This window comes from Streptomyces sp. NPDC091271, from assembly GCF_044757505.1.
Lineage (GTDB): Bacteria > Actinomycetota > Actinomycetes > Streptomycetales > Streptomycetaceae > Streptomyces.
Genome location: NZ_JBIVVD010000001.1, coordinates 541,978 through 561,195 on the forward strand (window position 1 = coordinate 541,978; position 19,218 = coordinate 561,195).

Annotated in this window: 14 protein-coding genes; 7 read left to right on the forward strand and 7 right to left on the reverse strand. The window is 72.7% G+C overall.

Annotation, left to right across the window (positions count from 1 at the left end; genetic code table 11):
- Positions 1 to 69 precede the first annotated feature (69 nt).
- Together ACIQM3_RS02730 and ACIQM3_RS02735 are read left to right on the forward strand one after the other, a co-directional pair.
- Complete coding sequence (locus tag ACIQM3_RS02730; RefSeq protein ID WP_401617797.1) at positions 70 to 1,368, forward strand: PspC domain-containing protein; 1,299 nt, start codon at positions 70 to 72, stop codon at positions 1,366 to 1,368.
- Entirely contained in the window at positions 1,365 to 2,060 is a 696-nt protein-coding gene (locus ACIQM3_RS02735; RefSeq protein ID WP_099173788.1) for a response regulator transcription factor, read from the forward strand. Before ACIQM3_RS02730 ends, ACIQM3_RS02735 begins: the two co-directional genes overlap by 4 nt.
- A 13-nt stretch (positions 2,061 to 2,073) precedes the next feature.
- Here the strand turns inward: ACIQM3_RS02735 and ACIQM3_RS02740 are convergent, their stop codons facing one another.
- Together ACIQM3_RS02740 and ACIQM3_RS02745 are read right to left on the reverse strand one after the other, a co-directional pair.
- Entirely contained in the window at positions 2,074 to 2,829 is a 756-nt protein-coding gene (locus ACIQM3_RS02740) for a GNAT family N-acetyltransferase (RefSeq protein ID WP_401617801.1), read from the reverse strand.
- A 12-nt stretch (positions 2,830 to 2,841) separates the two neighbouring features.
- Positions 2,842 to 3,912 carry an NlpC/P60 family protein gene (locus ACIQM3_RS02745; RefSeq protein WP_401617804.1) on the reverse strand — a complete coding sequence of 357 codons (1,071 nt, stop codon included), beginning with the start codon at positions 3,910 to 3,912 and terminating at the stop codon, positions 2,842 to 2,844.
- A gap of 355 nt (positions 3,913 to 4,267) precedes the next feature.
- On the opposite strand from ACIQM3_RS02745, the gene ACIQM3_RS02750 reads away from it, so the two are divergent.
- Positions 4,268 to 4,621, forward strand: coding sequence for a hypothetical protein (locus ACIQM3_RS02750; RefSeq protein WP_401617807.1), 354 nt, complete (start codon positions 4,268 to 4,270; stop codon positions 4,619 to 4,621).
- A 61-nt stretch (positions 4,622 to 4,682) separates the two neighbouring features.
- On the opposite strand, the gene ACIQM3_RS02755 is transcribed toward ACIQM3_RS02750, so the two are convergent.
- Positions 4,683 to 5,831: an NlpC/P60 family protein gene (locus tag ACIQM3_RS02755; RefSeq protein WP_401617810.1), complete on the reverse strand. Its 1,149-nt coding sequence runs from the start codon at positions 5,829 to 5,831 to the stop codon at positions 4,683 to 4,685.
- Between the two features lie 450 nt (positions 5,832 to 6,281).
- Here ACIQM3_RS02755 and pcrA point away from each other — a divergent pair, with 450 nt between their 5' ends.
- The gene (gene pcrA / locus ACIQM3_RS02760) at positions 6,282 to 8,720 is read left to right on the forward strand and encodes a DNA helicase PcrA (protein ID WP_401617813.1); all 2,439 of its coding nucleotides are present in this window, start codon (positions 6,282 to 6,284) and stop codon (positions 8,718 to 8,720) included.
- A 49-nt stretch (positions 8,721 to 8,769) separates the two neighbouring features.
- On the opposite strand, the gene ACIQM3_RS02765 is transcribed toward pcrA, so the two are convergent.
- Positions 8,770 to 10,428 carry a M23 family metallopeptidase gene (locus tag ACIQM3_RS02765; RefSeq protein WP_401617816.1) on the reverse strand — a complete coding sequence of 553 codons (1,659 nt, stop codon included), beginning with the start codon at positions 10,426 to 10,428 and terminating at the stop codon, positions 8,770 to 8,772.
- 238 nt (positions 10,429 to 10,666) lie between these two features.
- A complete protein-coding gene (locus ACIQM3_RS02770; protein WP_401617819.1) occupies positions 10,667 to 11,641 on the reverse strand; it encodes an esterase/lipase family protein in 975 nt (324 codons plus the stop codon).
- Positions 11,642 to 11,985: 344 nt separating this feature from the next.
- Here ACIQM3_RS02770 and ACIQM3_RS02775 point away from each other — a divergent pair, with 344 nt between their 5' ends.
- On the forward strand, positions 11,986 to 12,399 hold the full coding sequence (locus ACIQM3_RS02775; protein ID WP_277332360.1) for a cobalamin B12-binding domain-containing protein: 414 nt from the start codon (positions 11,986 to 11,988) through the stop codon (positions 12,397 to 12,399).
- Positions 12,400 to 12,502: 103 nt separating this feature from the next.
- Here the strand turns inward: ACIQM3_RS02775 and ACIQM3_RS02780 are convergent, their stop codons facing one another.
- The gene (locus ACIQM3_RS02780; RefSeq protein ID WP_401617822.1) at positions 12,503 to 14,131 is read right to left on the reverse strand and encodes a DUF5691 domain-containing protein; all 1,629 of its coding nucleotides are present in this window, start codon (positions 14,129 to 14,131) and stop codon (positions 12,503 to 12,505) included.
- 99 nt (positions 14,132 to 14,230) lie between these two features.
- Positions 14,231 to 15,601 carry an SWIM zinc finger family protein gene (locus ACIQM3_RS02785; RefSeq protein ID WP_401617825.1) on the reverse strand — a complete coding sequence of 457 codons (1,371 nt, stop codon included), beginning with the start codon at positions 15,599 to 15,601 and terminating at the stop codon, positions 14,231 to 14,233.
- 161 nt (positions 15,602 to 15,762) lie between these two features.
- Here ACIQM3_RS02785 and ACIQM3_RS02790 point away from each other — a divergent pair, with 161 nt between their 5' ends.
- Both ACIQM3_RS02790 and ACIQM3_RS02795 read left to right on the forward strand, forming a co-directional pair.
- Entirely contained in the window at positions 15,763 to 16,875 is a 1,113-nt protein-coding gene (locus ACIQM3_RS02790; RefSeq protein WP_401617828.1) for an AAA family ATPase, read from the forward strand.
- On the forward strand, positions 16,872 to 19,181 hold the full coding sequence (locus tag ACIQM3_RS02795) for a DUF5682 family protein (RefSeq protein ID WP_401617831.1): 2,310 nt from the start codon (positions 16,872 to 16,874) through the stop codon (positions 19,179 to 19,181). The genes ACIQM3_RS02790 and ACIQM3_RS02795 overlap by 4 nt, the downstream gene beginning before the upstream one ends.
- Positions 19,182 to 19,218 lie beyond the last annotated feature (37 nt).

Here is a 19,218-nt window from a genome sequence, read left to right on the forward strand (position 1 = left end):
GGCCTCCTCAGGGTCGAGTCCGGGCAGACCCTGATGCCACGGCCCGCCGGAACGTGTGACGATCGGTACATGCCAGCAGCCACGACCCGAGCCCCGAGCTCCCACGCCCCGGACCCGGAGGAGCAGGCGCCGCGCAAGCTCTACCGCAGCGCCGACGGGCGGATGCTCGGCGGTGTCGCGCGCGGGCTCGCCGGGCATCTGGGTCTGCCCGTCGCCTGGGTGCGGTTCGTCTTCCTCGGACTGTTCTTCGCGGACGGCCTCGGCGCCCTGCTCTACGCCGTGTTCTGGATCGTCGTACCGCTCGGGGTGGGCGGGGGCGGCGGGATCGGCGGGGTGGAGCGGTCCCTCTTCGAGACCGCCCCGGACGGCCGGCGCAGGCTCCGCAAGCCGGACAAGGGCCAGGTGTTCGCCCTGGTCGCGCTGCTCGTCGGCGCCATGATCTTCGTCGGCAACGTCGACATGGGGAGCAAGGCGGACCGTTACGTCTGGCCCGCGCTGCTGATAGGCGCGGGCTCCGTCCTGGTGTGGCGCCAGGCCGACAACGCGCGCCGCGCGCGCTGGATGGAGGTCGGCCGCCGCCGCCGTGTGCTGCAACTGGCCCGGGGACTGGCCGGCGTCGCGCTCGTCGGCCTCGGCCTCGCCGCCTTCATGGTGGTGCGGGGCTCGGCGGCCCAGCTCGGCACCGCGCTGACCGCCGCCATCGCCGTACTCACGGGCATCGCGCTGCTCGCGGGCCCCTATCTCGTGCGGATGACCCAGGACCTCTCCGAGGAACGCCTGATGCGCATCCGGGCCCAGGAGCGTGCCGAGGTCGCCGCCCATGTCCACGACTCCGTCCTGCACACGCTCACGCTGATCCAGCGCAACGCGGACGACGGCGGCGAGGTCCGCAGGCTCGCCCGTGCCCAGGAGCGCGAGCTGCGCAACTGGCTGTACAACCCGGAGGGCACCGGCAAGGAGGAGGCCGAGGAACCGACGACCCTCGCCGAGGCGGTCAAGCGGGCCGCCGCCGAGGTCGAGGACAAGCACGGGGTCCCGCTGGAGGTCGTCGTCGTCGGCGACTGCCCGCTCGACGAGAAGCTGGCGGCACAGATGCAGGCCGCACGCGAGGCGATGGTCAACGCCGCCAAGTACGGTGGCGAGGGCGGTGCCGTCCAGGTCTTCGCGGAGGTCGAGGGCCGCACGGTCTTCGTCTCCGTACGGGACCGGGGGCCGGGATTCGACCTTGACTCCGTGCCGGGCGACAGGATGGGCGTACGAGAATCAATCATCGGCCGGATGCAGCGCAACGGCGGCACGGCGCGGCTGCGTTCGGTGCCCGACGGGGGCACGGAAGTCGAGCTGGAGATGGAGAGGGCGAGCGAATGACCGAGAACACCGAAGCGACCGGGGGCCCGGAGCGACGGGTACGGGTCGTGCTCGTCGACGACCACCGGATGTTCCGTACCGGCGTCCAGGCCGAGATCGGCCGCACCGAGGAGACCGGGGTCGAGGTCGTCGGCGAGGCCGCCGACGTCGACCAGGCGGTCACCGTGATCACCGCGACCCGCCCCGAGGTCGTCCTCCTCGACGTCCACCTCCCGGGAGGCGGCGGTGTCGAGGTGCTGCGGCGCTGCGCCCCGATGATGGGCGCCGTCGAGAATCCGGTGCGCTTCCTCGCGCTGTCCGTGTCGGACGCCGCCGAGGACGTCATCGGTGTCATCCGTGGCGGCGCACGCGGCTACGTCACCAAGACCATCACCGGCACCGACCTCGTCGACTCGGTCTTCCGGGTCCAGGAGGGCGACGCGGTGTTCTCGCCGCGGCTGGCCGGGTTCGTCCTGGACGCGTTCGCCTCGACGGACGCCCCGCCGGTCGACGAGGACCTGGACCGGCTGACGCAGCGGGAGCGCGAGGTGCTGCGGCTGATCGCCCGGGGGTACGCGTACAAGGAGATCGCCAAGCAGCTGTTCATCTCGGTGAAGACGGTCGAGTCCCACGTCTCGGCGGTGCTGCGCAAGCTCCAGCTCTCCAACCGGCACGAGCTGACCCGGTGGGCCACGGCACGGCGGCTGGTCTGAGCCCTGCCCGTGGTCAGGCGGGGCCGAGCGAGATGTTGAGCTTCTCGCCGGTCCTGCGGTAGCCGACGCCCGCGTAGATCCGCTCGACGTCGGGGCCGCCCGGCTCCAGCCACACGGTGTGGAAGCCGCGCTCGAGGGCGGTGCGGGTCAGCCAGGCGGAGAGCGCCGCGCCGACGCCCCGGCGGCGGAAGGCGTCGGCGACGGCCAGTCCGGCCAGTTCGCCGATGCCGTCGGCCGGGGTCGAGCAGCCGCCCGCGCCGGCGGGCCGGCCGTCCACGGTGGCCAGTCCCGAGACGCCGCCGCTCTCCGTCGCCCGGCGCAGCCAGGCGATCTCGCCGTCCTCGGGGCCGCCCTCCCCGCCGAAACCGGTGTGCTGGACGGCGGCGGCGGAGGTGAACTCCGCGTCGGTGAGGGGCTCGGCGATACGGAGGCCGTCCACCGGCTTGGGCGTGAGCAGGTCGTCGGCGGTGCAGGCCATGACGGGTGCGCGGTTCTCGACGGTGAAACCGGCCGCCAGCAGGGCCGGTTCGACTGCGGGCGCCCAGGCGGGCAGGAACTCCAGCCGGGGCAGCCGGTCGTGCTCACGGAACGCGGCGACCAGGTCGGCGACGTCCTGTGCGCTGGGTTCGGCGTCCTGGTCGGGGATGGCGTAATTGGCGAACTTGAGCTCCCAGCCCGGATTGTGGCGCACGGTGAACGGACCGATTCGGTAGTGGTCCGGCGAGCGGAGGGCGAGCGTGCGGGCGTAGTTCTGGATGGCGGTGTCCATGGGCCCGGGAGCCTATGCGACCCGGGTCGCTCCCGCGAAAGGCATTTCGCTGATCGGCGCGATACGGACCGGGGCCCCGGGGCGCGGGGCGTGGATCATCTGGCCGCCGCCGATGTAGAGCCCGACGTGGGTGACCCCGGAGTAGAAGAACACCAGGTCCCCCGGTACGAGTTCGGACCGGGAGACGCGTGGGCCCGCGTTGATCTGGGTGTAGGTCGTACGGGGCAGGGAGACTCCCGCCGCGCGCCAGGCGGCCTGCGTGAGGCCGGAGCAGTCGAAGGAGGAGGGGCCGGTGGCGCCCCAGACGTACGGCTTGCCGAGCGCCCCGTACGCGAAGTCGACGGCCTGTGCCGCGCGGGCGTTGGGGGCGGCCACGGAGCCGCGTGGGGCACCCCGGTCGGCCCGGGCGGCGCTGCCGCCGTGCGCGGCGTCGGCCGAGCGCTCGTAGTCGGCGCGCTGCTCGGCGGTGAGGGTGGCCAGGAGTTTCCGGGCGTCGGCGAGCTTGGTGCGGACCGCGTCCTTGTGCTTCTCCAGGTCGGCGCGGCGTACGGCGAGGACCTCCAGCTCGTCCTGGGCCCGGGCGCGCAGCTGGGCGATGTCGCTGACCTGCCGGCGTACGCCCTGGAGCGCACCGGCCTGGCGGTCGCCCGCCCGGTCCTCGTAGGAGGCGCGCTCCAGATACTGGTCCGGGTCGGAGGAGAGTGCCAGCCGGACGGCGGGGTCGATGCCCGCGCTGCGGTACTGCGCGGTGGCGAACGAGCCGAGGGCGTCGCGCGCGGCGTTGAGACGCTCGGTTTTGCGGGCGGCCTCGTCCCGGAGGACCTCGAGGGACTTCTCGGAGGCCGCCGCCTCCTCCTTCGCGCCGTTGTACTTCTCCGTGGCCACCTCGGCGTCGTGGTAGAGCCGGTCGACCTTGGCCTCGACCTGGGCCGGGGTGAGCTGGGGGTCGGCCTGGGCGGCGCCTTCGAGGGCGGTCGCGGTCGCGGCCCCGGCGAGGGCGAGGGTGGCTGCCGTGCGGGCAGCAGGCCCGGTGAACAGACGCTGCTTGGGCTTGCGGTGAGCGGCTTCTCGATGGGCGGCCACGGGGGTGGTGCGTCCTTCCGTTCGACTGCCCGTCGGTGGGTGCCGCGGGCCCGCCGGGGTCCGGCGGCGGGTCACCACAGGGGGGAGTGGCCCGCCGCCGGATTCCTGGCGGGGCGACCGGGAGCCGCCCGGTACGGGGGCGGTGGTGCAGAGCCGGTCACCTGGGAGGGACGCTAAACCCGGCGCACAGGGAAGAGGTGTAATGACAGCTATTGCCCTCATATGCTGTTTCGTTTCCGTCGGTTGACCGGAAAAATCAACCGGAGTCCGGCAATCCGCGCAGGGTCCGGGGGAACTCATCAGTAAGTCGTACCTGGCCGAAGAGTGGTGATATAGCCGCGGTTAGGCTGCGGCCATGGACGTACTCATCAATGTCTTCGTGGCCCTGCACATCATCGGCATCGCCTCCCTGCTGGGCGGCTTCCTGACCCAGATGAAGGCCATGGGGGCAGGCACGGCGCGCTTCGTCCCGGCCATGCTGCACGGCGCGCTCACCATGCTCGTCACGGGTGTCGCCCTGGTCGGGCTCAACCAGGCCGACGACCAGAGCGTGAACAACGTCAAGATCGGCGTCAAGCTGCTGGTCCTGATCGTGGTCCTGGCGCTGGTCTACGTGAAGCGGGATGAGGAGAAGGTCGGCAAGGGCGCGTTCGCCGCCGTCGGCGGGCTGACGGTCGCCAACATCTTCATCGCCACGCTCTGGACCTGAGCGAGGACGGGCGGGCCCGGGGCTGTGCCCCGGGCCCGCCCGCCGGTGGTGCTCCAGCGCGTCACGCGGGGCGCACGCTGCCGTAGATCGGCATGTAGTAGATCGACTCCTCGCGGACGTTCGCACCCGGCTTCGGCGCGTGGATCATCATGCCGTCGCCCTTGTAGATGCCGACGTGGCTGATGTCGTCGTAGAAGAAGACCAGGTCCCCCGGCCGCAGATCCGCCGTGGCCACCCGGGTGCCGACCTCGACCTGGTCCCAGGTGGTGCGGGGCAGATCGACTCCCGCCTCCTTCCAGGCCGCCTGGGTGAGCCCGGAGCAGTCGTACGAGGAGGGGCCCGTCGCCCCCCAGACGTACGGCTTGCCGATCTGGGCGCGTGCGAAGGCCAGGACCTTCTCGGCCTTCGAGGCGTAGCCGCTGTCGGAGCCCGTGCCCCCGGTCTCCGTGCCGGCCTCCTCCTTCGGGGCCTCCTCCTCGGCGGCCTGCTCGGCCTTCTCCTTCGCGGCCTGCTGCCGGGCCAGCTCCTCGGCCTTGCGCTTGGCCTCGGCCTCCTTCTTGCGCTCCAGCTCCGCGAGCCGCGCCTTCTCCTCGGCGGTCAGCTTCGACAGCAGCGAGCGGGCCTCGGTGAGCTTCGTCTGCACCTGCTGCTTGCTGGTGCGCAGGGTGGCCTGCGACTCGGTGAGCGTCTCCAGGCTCTTCGTCGCCTCGACGCGCTTCGCCGCCGCCTCCTTCTGCTGCGTACGGAAGTCGGCGACCGCCTTCTGCTGCCGGCTGGTCATCCGGGCCATCAGCTGGTCCTGGTCGAAGTACGACTGCGGGTCGTCCGCGAGGAAGAACGTCGCCGTCGGCGCGATCGAGCCGCTGCGGTACTGCGCGGCGGCGTAGTTGCCCAGCTCCCGGCGCGTCTCGTTGAGCTTGTCGGCCCGCTTCGCCGCGGCCTCCAGCAGCGCGTCGACCTTGGAGCGCTGCTCGGCCGACGCGCCCTTCGCCTTGTTGTACTGCTGCGTCGCTGTGCCGGCCTGCCGGTAGAGGGCGTCGACCTTCTTCTGCACTTCCTCGATGCTGGGCCTGGGCTCGGCGGGGGCGGCCGTCGCGCTCTGCGTGGAGAGCAGGGTGACGGAGGCGAGCGCCGCGGTCGTGAGACCGACGGCGGGGGTGGTGGTGCGCAGCCGGGTGCGCGGCTTGCGATGCGACGCCAAGGCCGGCATCTCCTTCCGTGGATCGCCTACCGGGTTAGCGATGGGGGTCCCCCCAGGCCGTTCAGGCACCGGGAGAGGGTTCGGGCGGAACGGAAGGCTGCCCTACGGTCCTGTGGAGACGGACCGATTCACCCCGGTGCTGCGTGTGGGTCCCCGGTTCCGGACACCCTTCGTGGGAGTACGGATTCGGCGGGGGCACCCGTGCGGCGCGGTTCGCCTCAAGGGGGTACGGGGCACCCGTCGAAGCACGCTAGCCAACCCGTGGTGTCCCTGTGAAGGTTGATGTTCGATATGCCCGATACATTTTCGTGACCTTTTCCTGGCGTCGGTCCACGGGCCGGGGGACCACCCTGGAATCTCACGTTCCGTGGATGAACGGTCTCGTTACGCGCACGGTCCGAGGCCCTTGTCGCCGATGCGGCCCGGGCTGTCGGTGCGGCCGCCTAGACTCGTGAGGCGATGAGCAGCCTCTTTGACGACAGTTTCCTGACCGGCCTCCAGCAAGCGCAGGAGGGCCCCCCGCCGCCCCCCGAGGAGCACGCGCCCGAAGCGGTGCCGGAGGGCCTCTTCGAGGACGTCTTCGACGCGCCTCCGCCGCCGCGCGACGCCTACTACCGCGACGGCGCCCCGCGCCCCGTCATCGACTCCGCCGCGCTGCTCGACGGGCTGAACACCGAGCAGCGCGCCGCCGTCGTGCACGCCGGGTCCCCGCTGCTCATCGTCGCCGGGGCCGGCTCGGGCAAGACCAGGGTGCTCACCCACCGGATCGCCCATCTGCTGGCCGAGCGCGGGGTGCACCCGGGGCAGATCCTCGCGATCACCTTCACCAACAAGGCCGCAGGCGAGATGAAGGAGCGCGTCGAGGACCTCGTCGGCCCTCGCGCCAACGCCATGTGGGTCATGACGTTCCACAGCGCCTGCGTGCGGATCCTGCGCCGCGAGTCGAAGCGCCTGGGCTTCACCTCGTCGTTCTCGATCTACGACGCCGCCGACTCCAAGCGGCTGATGGCGCTGGTCTGCCGCGATCTGGACCTCGACCCGAAGCGTTACCCGCCGAAGTCGTTCACGTCGAAGGTGTCGAACCTGAAGAACGAGCTCATCGACGAGGAGACGTTCGCGGGCCAGGCCGCCGACGGCTTCGAGAAGACGCTGGCGCAGGCCTACGCGCTCTACCAGGCGCGGCTGCGTGAGGCCAACGCGCTGGACTTCGACGACATCATCATGACGACGGTCCACCTGCTCCAGGCGTTCCCCGACGTCGCCGAGCACTACCGCCGCCGCTTCCGGCACGTCATGGTCGACGAGTACCAGGACACCAACCACGCGCAGTACACCCTCGTGCGCGAGCTGGTGGGCCCGGCGGGCGAGGACGACGCCCCCGGCGAGCTGTGCGTCGTCGGTGACGCGGACCAGTCGATCTACGCCTTCCGCGGCGCGACCATCCGCAACATCCTCCAGTTCGAGGAGGACTATCCGGACGCGACCACGATCATGCTGGAGCAGAACTACCGCTCCACGCAGACGATCCTCTCCGCGGCCAACGCCGTCATCGAGCGCAACGAGAGCCGCCGTCCCAAGAACCTCTGGACGAACGCGGGCGCCGGCACCCGTATCGCGGGCTACGTCGCGGACACCGAGCACGACGAGGCGCAGTTCGTCGCCGACGAGATCGACCGGCTGACCGACTCCGGGGACGCGAAGGCGGGCGACGTCGCCGTCTTCTACCGCACGAACGCCCAGTCCCGTGTCTTCGAAGAGATCTTCATCCGGGTCGGACTGCCCTACAAGGTCGTCGGCGGAGTGCGCTTCTACGAGCGCAAGGAGGTCAGGGACGTCCTGGCCTACCTCCGGGTCCTCTCCAATCCCGAGGACACCGTCCCGCTGCGCCGGATCCTCAACGTGCCCAAGCGGGGCATCGGCGACCGGGCGGAGGCGATGATCGACGCCCTCTCGATGCGCGAGAAGATCTCCTTCCCGCAGGCACTGCGCCGCGTCGACGAGGCGTACGGCATGGCGGCCCGCTCGGCCAACGCCGTGAAGCGCTTCAACACGCTCATGGAGGAGCTCCGCACGATCGTGGAGTCCGGTGCGGGACCGGCCGTCGTGCTGGAGGCGGTCATGGAGCGGACCGGCTATCTCGCCGAACTCCAGGCGTCCACCGACCCGCAGGACGAGACCCGTATCGAGAACCTCCAGGAGCTCGCCGCCGTCGCCCTCGAGTTCGAGCAGGAGCGGGCGGAGGAGGAGGGTGCGGGCACGCTCGCCGAGTTCCTGGAGAAGGTCGCGCTCGTCGCCGACGCCGACCAGATCCCCGACGAGGACGAGGACGGCTCCGGTGTCGTCACCCTGATGACGCTGCACACCGCGAAGGGCCTCGAGTTCCCGGTGGTGTTCCTGACGGGCATGGAGGACGGCGTCTTCCCGCACATGCGCGCGCTGGGGCAGGTGAAGGAGCTGGAGGAGGAGCGCCGGCTCGCCTACGTGGGCATCACGCGCGCCCGCGAGCGCCTGTATCTGACCCGGGCGTCGATGCGGAGTGCGTGGGGACAGCCCTCGTACAACCCGCCGTCGCGGTTCCTGGAGGAGATCCCGGACCAGCACCTGGAATGGAAGCGCAAGGGGCCGATGGCGGCTCCGGCGGGGCCGACGTCCGGCATCACCTCGTCGCTGTCCTCGTCGCGCTCGAAGTCCGGGCCGTCGGGGTTCGCGACCCGGCGCACCTCCGAGAAGCCGGTGGTCACGTTGGTGGTCGGGGACCGGGTCACGCACGACCAGTTCGGCCTGGGCACGGTGACGGCGGTCGAGGGGTTCGGCGACCAGGCGAAGGCGACGGTCGACTTCGGCGGCGAGCGGCCCAAGAAGCTGCTGCTGCGCTACGCGCCGGTCGAGAAGCTCTGACCCGGTCCGGCCGTCACACGGGGGCGCCCCCCCCATGTGACGGCCGGACTCAGTTCGGGTTGATGCCGTGGCTGCGGAGCCAGGGCATGGGGTCGATCGCCGAGCCGCCGCCGGGCCGCACCTCGAAGTGCAGGTGCGGGCCGGTGGAGTTGCCGGAGTTCCCCGAGTAGGCGATGACGTCGCCGGCCTTGACCGAGCCGGAGCGGATCTTGGTGGTGCTGAGGTGGCAGTACCACGTCTCGGTGCCGTCGGCCGCGGTGACGATGGCCATGTTCCCGTAGGCGCTGTTCCACTGGGTGCGGACCGTGCCGTCGGTCGCCGCCATGACGGGCGTGCCGTAGGAGACGGGGAAGTCGATGCCCGTGTGGACGGACATCCAGTTCACACCGGCCTGGCCGTAGGTGGCGCTGAGGCCGTGCTGCTTCACGGGCAGCACGAACTTGGGACGCGCGGCCTCGATGCGCGCGGCCTCCGCCGCGCGCCTCTTCTTCTCGGCGGCCTGACGCTCCTTCAGGTCGATGCGCTCCTGGGTGCGGCTGGCGCGGTCGGCGAAGTTCTCGGCGTCGGCGCTGAGGTTGGCGAGCTGGGTGTCCAGCTTGTTGTTGGCCACGGCCGGCTTGACCGTGTCGGCGGCCGCCATGGACGTGGTCTCGTCCTTCGTCTCCTCGCCTCCGCCGACGCCGCTCACCGAGGCCGCGGCGATGCCCGCGACGCTCATGACGCAGGCGGAGGGGACGGCGACGGTGAGGAGCGCGGAGCGCTTCGCGGGAGTACGGCGCCGGCCCCGGCCGCCGCGCGGGGCGGCGGAACGGCCCACGGGGCGGGCGGATTCGGCCACGGAGGCGGACTCCGCGGTCACGTCGGGGACGTCCGACAACGGCTCGGGTTCGCCGTGGGCTTCGAGTACCTCGGTGTACGGGTCCGACTGCGCGATCCCGTCCTCGGCGTACGGGTCGGTCTGCGCGATCCCGCCCTCGGCGGTTCCGGCGTGGTCGTGGGAGCCGGGGGAGTCGTGCGTCTCCGGGGAGGTGTGGAGGCCGTGGGCGCCGACGCCGTCGTGGGAGGCGAACTCGGCGGTCTCGTACGGCTCGTAGGACGCCGACCGGTGTTCGTACGAGGTATACGACGTCTGTTCGGGCGCGTACGCGGTGTCCTCGGGCGTGGCGCCGGTGTTCCAGGCGGTGGCGTCGAAGGTGCCGGTTTCGGGGGCGGCGTAGCTCTCGTAACCCGTGGTCTCGAAGGCGGGCACGCTGTACGTGCCGGTCGCGTAAGCCGTGGTGTCGAACGTGGTGGTGGGGAAGGCGCCTGTGTCGCCCGTCGCCCACTGGCCGGCCTGGCCGGTGTGGTCCCAGCCCGTGGTGTCCCACTGGCCCGTCGCGTCGGGGGCGGGGGCCTGGGCCGGGATTCCGGCCTCGGGCATCCAGGTGGCCGTCGTGTCGTAGCCCTGGGGCGCCTGCGGGGGGTGGGCCTGGGCGTCGTAGGCGTCGTACGAGGCCTGCTGATGTGCTCCGGTGTCCCACTGGCCGCTGTCGTAACCGCCGCCGCTGTAGCCGCCGTCGTACGCCGGGGCGTAACCGCCGCCGTACGTCGTCCCGTGGCTGCTGTCGTGCTGACCCGGCAGGGTCCCGAAGAGCGGGTCGGTGTCGAAGCTGCCGCTGGACTGGCTGTCGTATCCGGCATACCCGGCGTGGGGGTGCTGGTCGTTCACCAACTTCTCTCTCGCCTCGGCAGCAGGACCTGTTCCGGGGTCCGGTGGGGGGATCCCAGGGTGAGCAGTGGCCGCGACTGTACCCGGCGGTAGGTGAGGACGACAATCTTCGGCGGCTTTCATCCCCTCAGGAAACGGGCAATCGGCCGCCTTTCGGTGGACCGGAGAGGCAGCCTTGGCTCTATGTTCGACAGTTGTTCTATTCGACGGGGGCGTGTGGGGGGTCTGAGGCGGGAGATCAGGCGACGGAGGTGGCCCCCGGAGCGGTTTCCGGCGCTCCGAGGGACGCGCCGTCCGACTCGAGTGCCTGACGGATCGCGGACGCGACCGCGGGGTGGACCGGCAGTGCGAGATGGCCGATTCCCGTGACGCGCACATTCACCGCGTCGAGGTCGGGGTGGTCGACGCAGGCCGTCTCGACGGGGAGCATCACCCGGTCCAGCTCGCTCCAGAAGCTGATGAACCGTGTCCGGCAGCCCGGGGCGGGGCGACGCAGCTCCTCGATCAGATCCGATCCGCTGCGCATCTGGCGGACGATGGGGTGCGCGCCTGCCAGCGGGGCGGCGGCGGTGCCGCTGTGCGGTGTACCGAGGGTGACGAGTGTGCGGACCCGCCGGTCCCCGCCGAGCCGTTGCACGTAGTACCGCGCGATGAGGCCGCCGAGGCTGTGGCCGACGATGTCGATCTCGCGGTGCCCTGTGCGGGCGCAGATCTCCTCCACGTGGCGGTCGAGCAGCTCGGCCGCCGTGCGGATGTCGCAGGTCAGCGGTGAGTAGTTGAGCGACTCCAGATGGTGCCAGCCGTGCCTGGCCAGGGAGCGGCGGAGCAGGACGAACACGGAGCGGTTGTCGATGAAGCCGTGCAGGAGCACGACGGGCGGACGGGTGTCGGCCGCGGAGGGCAGTGCGGTCGTGCCCGCTCTGTCAGCCGTGTCAGCCGTGTCAGCCGTGTCAGCCGGGCCGGACGTGTCAGTTGTGCCACCTGTGTCCGCCGAACGGGTGAGGCGCTCGGGATCCGCGTCGGCTCCGGCGCCGGTGCCGGGCGGGCTCGTGGGTTGCCGGCGCTCAGGGGCGAGGCCGGAGGGGTAGATGAGTACATGCCCGGCGAGGATCACCAGCTCCAGCGCGGTGGCTCTGATCAGCGTCGACGACAGCCAGGCGGGGCGCAGGCACGGCCTGCGCAGCAGTAGGGGTAGGAAGGACAGGACCTTCATGGCCGACCTCCTGCACCGGCATGCGGGGGAGGCGGCTCCCTGCCCCGTACGCCCTCACGGGGGTGCTGCGGAGGTGACCGGCGGCCCTGATGCGGCCGGGGGCCGTACCACCGTGCCGTGCGGCTGACGGCGCGGTGGTACGACGACCTCGTTGCGGCTCCCCTGGCGGCGCTCCCCGCGCGGCCGATGGGCCGCCCGGTGCTGGGAACGACGCCGGCGAACATGTCCCATGTGTGATTTCCCCCTCCCGGCCCACCGCGAAACGACACCGTGCGGGATGCTGTGGATAACGTTCGTTCACATCACCGGCCCTCCGGGCACGGGAGACGCATGTGGAGGCATTGATGGGTGTGACCGGTCCGATCCGTGTGGTGGTCGCCAAGCCGGGCCTCGACGGCCATGACCGCGGGGCCAAGGTGATCGCGCGGGCGCTGCGAGACGCGGGCATGGAGGTCATCTACACGGGGCTCCACCAGACCCCCGAGCAGATCGTCGACACCGCGATCCAGGAGGACGCCGACGCCATCGGTCTCTCGATCCTCTCGGGTGCGCACAACACGCTCTTCGCCAAGGTCATCGAGCTGCTGAAGGAGCGCGACGCGGAGGACATCAAGGTCTTCGGCGGCGGCATCATCCCGGAGGCGGACATCGCGCCGCTGAAGGAGCAGGGGGTCGCGGAGATCTTCACCCCGGGTGCGACGACGGCCTCGATCGTGGACTGGGTGAACGCGCACGTCCGCCAGCCCGCGGAGGCCTGAGCCCGCCGGCCCGCATGGGCCCGAGCCCACCGGCCCGTGGGCCTGAGCCTGCCCGGCCCCCTTGGAAGCCTGCGCCCGCCGGGAGCCCGCCCTCCGTCCGTCGTCATCCCGTGCCGTCCTGGACCAGCTCCGCGTCCATGGCGGCGCGCAGGCGCAGGGTGGAGACCAGGCGCTGGAACGCCTCCGACCAGTAGCCACCCGCACCCGGTGACGCGCCTTCCGGCTCGTCGGGCGTGGTGGTGAGCACCGCGAGCCGGTCCGCCTCGGCAGGGTTCAGGCAGCGCTCGGCGAGGCCCATCACCCCGCTGAAGCTCCAGGGATAGCTCCCCGCGTCCCGGGCGATGTCCAGTGCGTCGACCACCGACCGGCCGAGCGGCCCGTCCCAGGGCACGGAGCAGACGCCGAGCAGCTGGAACGCCTCGGACAGGCCGTGCGCGGCTATGAAACCGGCGACCCAGAGCGCCCGCTCGGCAGCGGGCAGGGTGGCGAGGAGCTTCGACCGCTCCGCCAGCGACGCCGTCCCGGGGCCGTTCGCCAGGGGCGTCGCGGGGGCGCCGAGGAGCGCCCGAGCCCACTCGGGGTCCCGCTGCCGCACGGCGGCCCGGCACCAGGCGGCGTGCAGCTCACCCGCCCAGCCGTCGGCCACCGGCAGCGCCACGAGCTCCTGCGCCGTCCGGCCGCCGAACCTCTCCCGCCAGACACCGAGCGGTGCCGCCTCCAGCAACTGGCCCAGCCACCAGGAGCGTTCACCTCGCCCCGAGGGTGGCACCGGCACCACGCCGTCGCGCTGCATCGCGGCGTCGCACTCGTGCGGAGCCTCCACGGCGACGGATACGGCTCCGCCCGTACGGTCGGGGTTCACGCAGGATGTGGCACGGGCGGCCATCCGCCGGGCGAGCGCCGAATCGGGCAGGGCGGACAGCAGCTCGGCGGCTGTGGAGCGCACGTTGCGGCTGCGGTCGGCCAGGGCCTCCTCCAGGAACGTCTCGTCGGCCGCCGAGAGGCCGGAACGCAGCGAATCGAGGAACATCAGCCGGTCCTCGGCCCGCTCCGTGGACCAGGTGGTGGCGAGCAGAGACCGGGCGGCACCGGGTTCCCGTTCCCGTACGGCACCGAGCAGCGCGACCCTTTCGGCGAAGAGCCCCTCCTCCCAGAGCCTGTGCACCGCCTCCGGATCCGTGGTGTCCGGCCGCTGCGCGCCGCGTGAGGAGGAGCGCAGCGCGAACTTCCACTCGGGGTTCAGCCCGGCCAGCCAGAGCCCGCGCGGACCGGCGAACGCCAGCACGTGCGGACGCAGATCCGTACGCGCTCGCGCCGCGTCCAGCAGCGCGGGCAGAAGCTCCGCCGGCGCCCGGTAACCGTGCGCACCGGCGGAGGCCAGCCACTGGGGGATGAGCTCGGTGAGATCGGGAGCCGCTCCGCGCCGCCCACCGGTGGGCGGCGCGGAGCGGTCGGCGAGCAACTGGGCGAGCCGGCGGCGGGCGGGGGCGGGCAGCGGCGGCCGGGGATCGGCGGGCGCGGCCACGGGCAGGGCGGCCCCCGTGGCCGGCCGCAGGGCAGCCCTGCGGCGCACGGTGTGCACCGCCGCCGCATCGAGCAGCGCCGCCGGACCGACCGCGGCGCCGTCATCCGCCCGGAGAGGGCGCCGGTCGGTGCCGAGCAGCGCCGAGGTGACGAGGTCTTCCCACGGGGCGCTCACGGTTACGTCGTTCGTCGTGACGGTGGTGGGCATCGGGTCCCTTCCGGTGGTCCGGTGGTGGGGTGGTCGGTCGAGGGCGAGGGAACGCGGTGGGGCCGGGCGGATGCCTGGTGCCTGGTGAACGCGCTGTGGTCAGGCGAGCGTCACCGCCGCGCTCGGCGCGTCCTCGCCGTCGGAGGTCTCGGCGCACCACGCCGCGAGCGGGTCGAAGCCCCGGTGCCCGCACTCGCCGAACACCGTCAGCGGGCGGCCGCCGGAGAGCGCCACGAGCTTCCACAGACCGGGCCGGGAGAGCGCCGCGGGTGCGACCGGCAGGGCGGAGCCGTCCGCCGCGCCGACCAGTTGCCAGCCGTCCCCGGACGGCGCGGGTATGACTCCGCGCAACGTGACCGGCCAGGCGTCGAGCCAGGGGTCGTCGCGCAGCGCGTTCCCGTACGCGGCGACGGCATCGGCGGTGGTGCCGCCGGGCGGCGGCGTCGTTGTGACGAGAGGCTCGCCGAACTGCGGTCCCAGCTCGCCCCGCAGCCCTCCGCCGCCCGGATACGGCGTCACCTCGGCGTCCATCACGGTGCCCACCGGCAGCGGCGGGGCGGGGGCGCGTCCCGGCGCCCCGTAGGACAGCAGCAGCGTGGTGTGCCCCGAATCCCGGCCGTACAGCCAGGTGCGGCGGGTGACGATCCTGCCGTCCGGTGTGTCGTACTGCGCGAGGACCAGCCAGTGGTCTCGGACGGCCGGCCCCTCGGCCGAGGCCGTCAGCCCCACCCTCGTACGGACCGTCGCCGCCAGCGGGCCGGGCAGCCGGTCGCGTCCGAGCCAGGCCGAGTCCAGCAGACGCAGGAGCGCGCACTCCTCGAGCAGTCGCGCCGGCCAGCCGGGCCCCGAAGCCGGGACCGACCCCAACTCCCGCACACGGGAAGCCAGCCCTGGGGCCTGCGCGTCGACCATGCGGGCTGCCGTCTCCTCCCACAGCCCGTATCCCGGCCGGTCCGCCGCGGCAAGTCCGCCGCGCAGCAGGTCGATGAGCCGCTGGTCCAGCTCCTGCGCGCCTCCGGTGACGCGCTCGGCCCTACGGTCGGCGCGCCGGGCAGCCGCGCGCGCCGCGGGGTCCCCGGGCGCCGCCCGCGCGCGTCGGTCCGCCAGCCACCGCGCGACCCAGGCGGGCGTCTCCTCCGTCCGGTCCAGCATCGGGGCGTCGGAGGCATGGAGCAGCAGCAGCCCCACGGCGTGTCCGCAGGGAGTCTCCGCGCCGGTGCATCCGCACGTGTACGCCGCGTCGTTCGTGTCCACCGCCGTGCGGTGCGGTGGTCCGTCGCCGGCCTCGCGGATCCCCCACACCACGCCCTGGCCGCACCCCGCTCCCGACCACGCGCGTTCAGAAGCGAACGCGCGTCCCGCCTCGCGTGACCGCACGTCAGGAGCGAGGCGCAGCACCCGATCCATCGCCTGACGTGCCTCCACCGGACCGGCGGAGCGCCAGGGTTCTCCCCCTTGAGACAGCACCATGGAACCGACGGTAGAGCCCACCACTGACAACCGGCTCCGACCTGCGACTCCGCCCGTTCCGAGGCGTCTTGACCGCTTCGCGTCCGTGCGCCGGGACCGATTGTCAGTGGCATGGTGCACCGTGGAAACCGCATCGGATCGACCGATCCGGAGGGGGATCCATGACCGTGTCCGTACAGACCGACGCAGCCGGTGGCGAGGCCCTGAGGCCGCACGCCGAGCATGCTTTCGCCGACGAGCTCAGGGCGCTTGCCGCCGCCGACGACCGCCCCAGGCCCGCCCGTTGGAAGCTCTCACCCTGGGCCGTCTCCACCTACCTGCTCGGCGGGACACTCCCGGACGGCACGCTGATCACACCGAAGTACGTGGGTCCGCGCCGTCTTGTCGAAGTAGCCGTCAGCACGCTCGCCACCGACCGGGCGCTGCTGCTCCTCGGTGTTCCGGGGACCGCCAAGACCTGGGTGTCCGAGCACCTCGCCGCAGCCGTCAGCGGAGACTCGACCCTGCTGGTCCAGGGCACCGCGGGCACCCCCGAGGAGGCCGTCCGCTACGGGTGGAACTACGCGCGGCTGCTGGCGGACGGGCCCAGCCGGGAGGCTCTGGTGCCGAGCCCCGTCATGCGGGCCATGGCCGAAGGGATGACGGCGCGCGTCGAGGAGCTCACGCGTATCCCCGCCGATGTGCAGGACGCGCTCATCACGATCCTGTCGGAGAAGACGCTCCCCGTCCCCGAGCTGGGCCAAGAGGTCCAGGCGGTGAAGGGGTTCAACCTCGTCGCCACGGCGAACGACCGCGACCGCGGGGTCAACGAGCTCTCCAGCGCCCTGCGCCGCCGGTTCAACACCGTCGTGCTGCCGCTCCCCGCGACACCCGAGGCCGAAGTGGACATCGTGTCCCGGCGCGTGGCCCAGACGGGACGCTCGCTGGACCTGCCACCGACGCCCGACGGCATGGCCGAGATCCGGCGCGTCGTCACGGTCTTCCGCGAACTGCGCGACGGCGTCACCACGGACGGCCGCACCAGGCTCAAGTCGCCGTCCGGGACGCTTTCCACGGCCGAGGCCATCTCGGTCGTCACCGGAGGCCTCGCGCTCGCCGCCCACTTCGGCGACGGCGTCCTGCGCCCCGGGGACGTGGCGGCCGGCATCATCGGGGCCGTCGTCCGCGATCCCACGACCGACCGCGTGGTCTGGCAGGAGTACGTGGAGACCGTCGTCCGGGAGCGGGACGGCTGGAAGGACTTCTACCGCGCCTGCCGTGAGGCCGCCGAATGACAGCCCGCGCCGGGGGGCCCACAGCCCCCGGCGGACCGCTGCTGCTGGGGGTGCGCCACCACGGCCCGGGCTCCGCCCGCGCGGTCCTGGCCGTCCTCGAATCCGTACGGCCGGCGGCCGTGCTCGTCGAAGGGCCGCCCGAGGCCGACGTGTTGCTGCCGCTCGCCGCGCACACCCGGATGCGTCCGCCGGTCGCGCTGCTCGCCCACGCCGTGGACGATCCGGGACGTGCCGCCTTCTGGCCGATGGCCGACTTCTCCCCCGAGTGGGTGGCGATCCGCTGGGCATCGGCGCACGGGGTCCCCGTGCGGTTCGTGGACCTGCCCGTCGCGCACTCCCTTGCGTTGACGGAGCAGCGTGAGGACGGCCCGGAGGCAGGCAGGGGCATCGATCCGATCGGGATCCTCGCCGGTGCGGCGGGTTACGACGACCCCGAGCGCTGGTGGGAGGACGTCGTCGAGCATCGCGCGGCCGGCGGCGGCCCGGCTGATCCGTGCGCGCCGTTCGCCGCGCTCGCCGAGGCGATGACCGCGCTGCGTGAGGCGTACGGCGACGGGGGCCACCCGCAGGACGCCGTCAGGGAGGCCGCCATGCGCCTTCAGCTGCGCACCGCCCGCAAGGAGTTCGGCGACGACATCGCCGTGGTCTGCGGTGCGTGGCACGTGCCCGCCCTCGGCGCGCGGACGACGGTCGCCGCCGACCGGGCGCTCCTCAAGGGGATGCCCAAGGTCAAGGCGGAGCTGACCTGGGTGCCCTGGACCCATCGCAGGCTCGCCCGGCACAGCGGGTACGGCGCGGGGATCGAGTCCCCCGGCTGGTACGGGCACCTCTTCGGCGCCCAGGACCGGCCCGTGGAGCGCTGGATGACGAAGGTGGCCGGTCTGCTGCGCGACGCGGACAGGGCCGTGTCCCCCGCGCATGTCATCGAGGCCGTCCGGCTCGCCGGGACGCTGGCCGCCCTGCGCGACCGCCCGGCCGTCGGCCTGGCCGAGGCCACCGACGCGGTCAGGGCCGTCATGTGCGAGGGATCCGATGTGCCGATGGCCCTCGTGCGGGACCGGCTAGTCGTCGGTGAGATCCTCGGCGAGGTCCCGGAGACGGCCCCCGCCGTCCCCCTCCAGCGCGACCTGGACCGGCATCAGCGCACGCTGAGGCTCAGGCCCGAGGCGGAGAGACGCGAGCTCGACCTCGACCTGCGCAAGGACACCGACGCGGCCCGCAGCAGACTGCTGCACCGGCTGCGGCTCCTCGGAGTGGACTGGGGCGAGACCGTCGCGGGCCGGGGGAGCACGGGGACGTTCCGGGAGAGCTGGCGGCTGCGCTGGGAGCCCGAGCTCTTCGTCCGGATCGCCGAGGCCGGGGTGTGGGGCACCACCGTGCTCGGAGCCGCGACCGCCAGGGCCGAGTCGGAGGCCGTTTCCGGGTCGTCGCTCGCCGGGGTCACCGCGCTCGCCGAGCACTGCCTCCTGGCCGGACTGCCGGAGGCCCTGCCCGTCGTGATGAGGGCCCTTACCGACCGCGCCGCCCTCGACGCCGACGTCGGCCACCTCGCGGACGCGCTGCCCGCCCTGGCCCGCTCCCTGCGGTACGGGGACGTACGCTCCACCGGCACCGCGGCCCTGGGGGAGGTGGCCGTCGGCCTCGCCGAGCGTGTCTGCGTGGGCCTCCCGCCCGCCTGCACGGGCCTCGACGCGGACGCGGCCGCGGAGGCCCGGCGCCGCATGGAGGGCGTGCACACCGCGGTCGGGCTGCTCGCCGACGCCGTAGGGGCGGACGGGCTGCCCGAGCGGTGGGCCGGAGTCCTGCGCAAGCTCTCCGCCAGGGACGCGGTCGCCGGGGCCGTCCGGGGCCGTGCCACGCGCCTGCTCCTGGACGACGGCCGGCTCGCCGAGAGCGAGGCCGCGCGCCTGATGGGACTCGCCCTCTCGCGCGGCGCCGCACCACCCGACGCGGCCGGCTGGATCGAGGGCTTCGTCGGCGGAGCCGCGGGCGGCGGCCTGCTGCTCGTCCACGACGATCGGCTCCTCGGGCTCGTCGACACCTGGCTGACGGGCATACCGGCCGACACGTTCACCGACGTGCTGCCCCTGCTGCGCCGGACCTTCTCGGCCTATGAACCGGGTGTGCGCCGCACGCTCGGTGAGCTCGTGCGCCGCGGACCGGGTTCCGCCGGGGCGCGCGACGAGGGCGGACCCGCCGCACCGGGCTTCGGTGGAGGACTCGACGAGGAGCGGGCGGACGCGGTGATGCCCGTGCTCCGGATGCTGCTCGGTCTGGACACCCCGGGCAAGGAGGCGGCCGGATGACCACGAGCGAGGCGGACACGGAGAAGGCGGACACGGA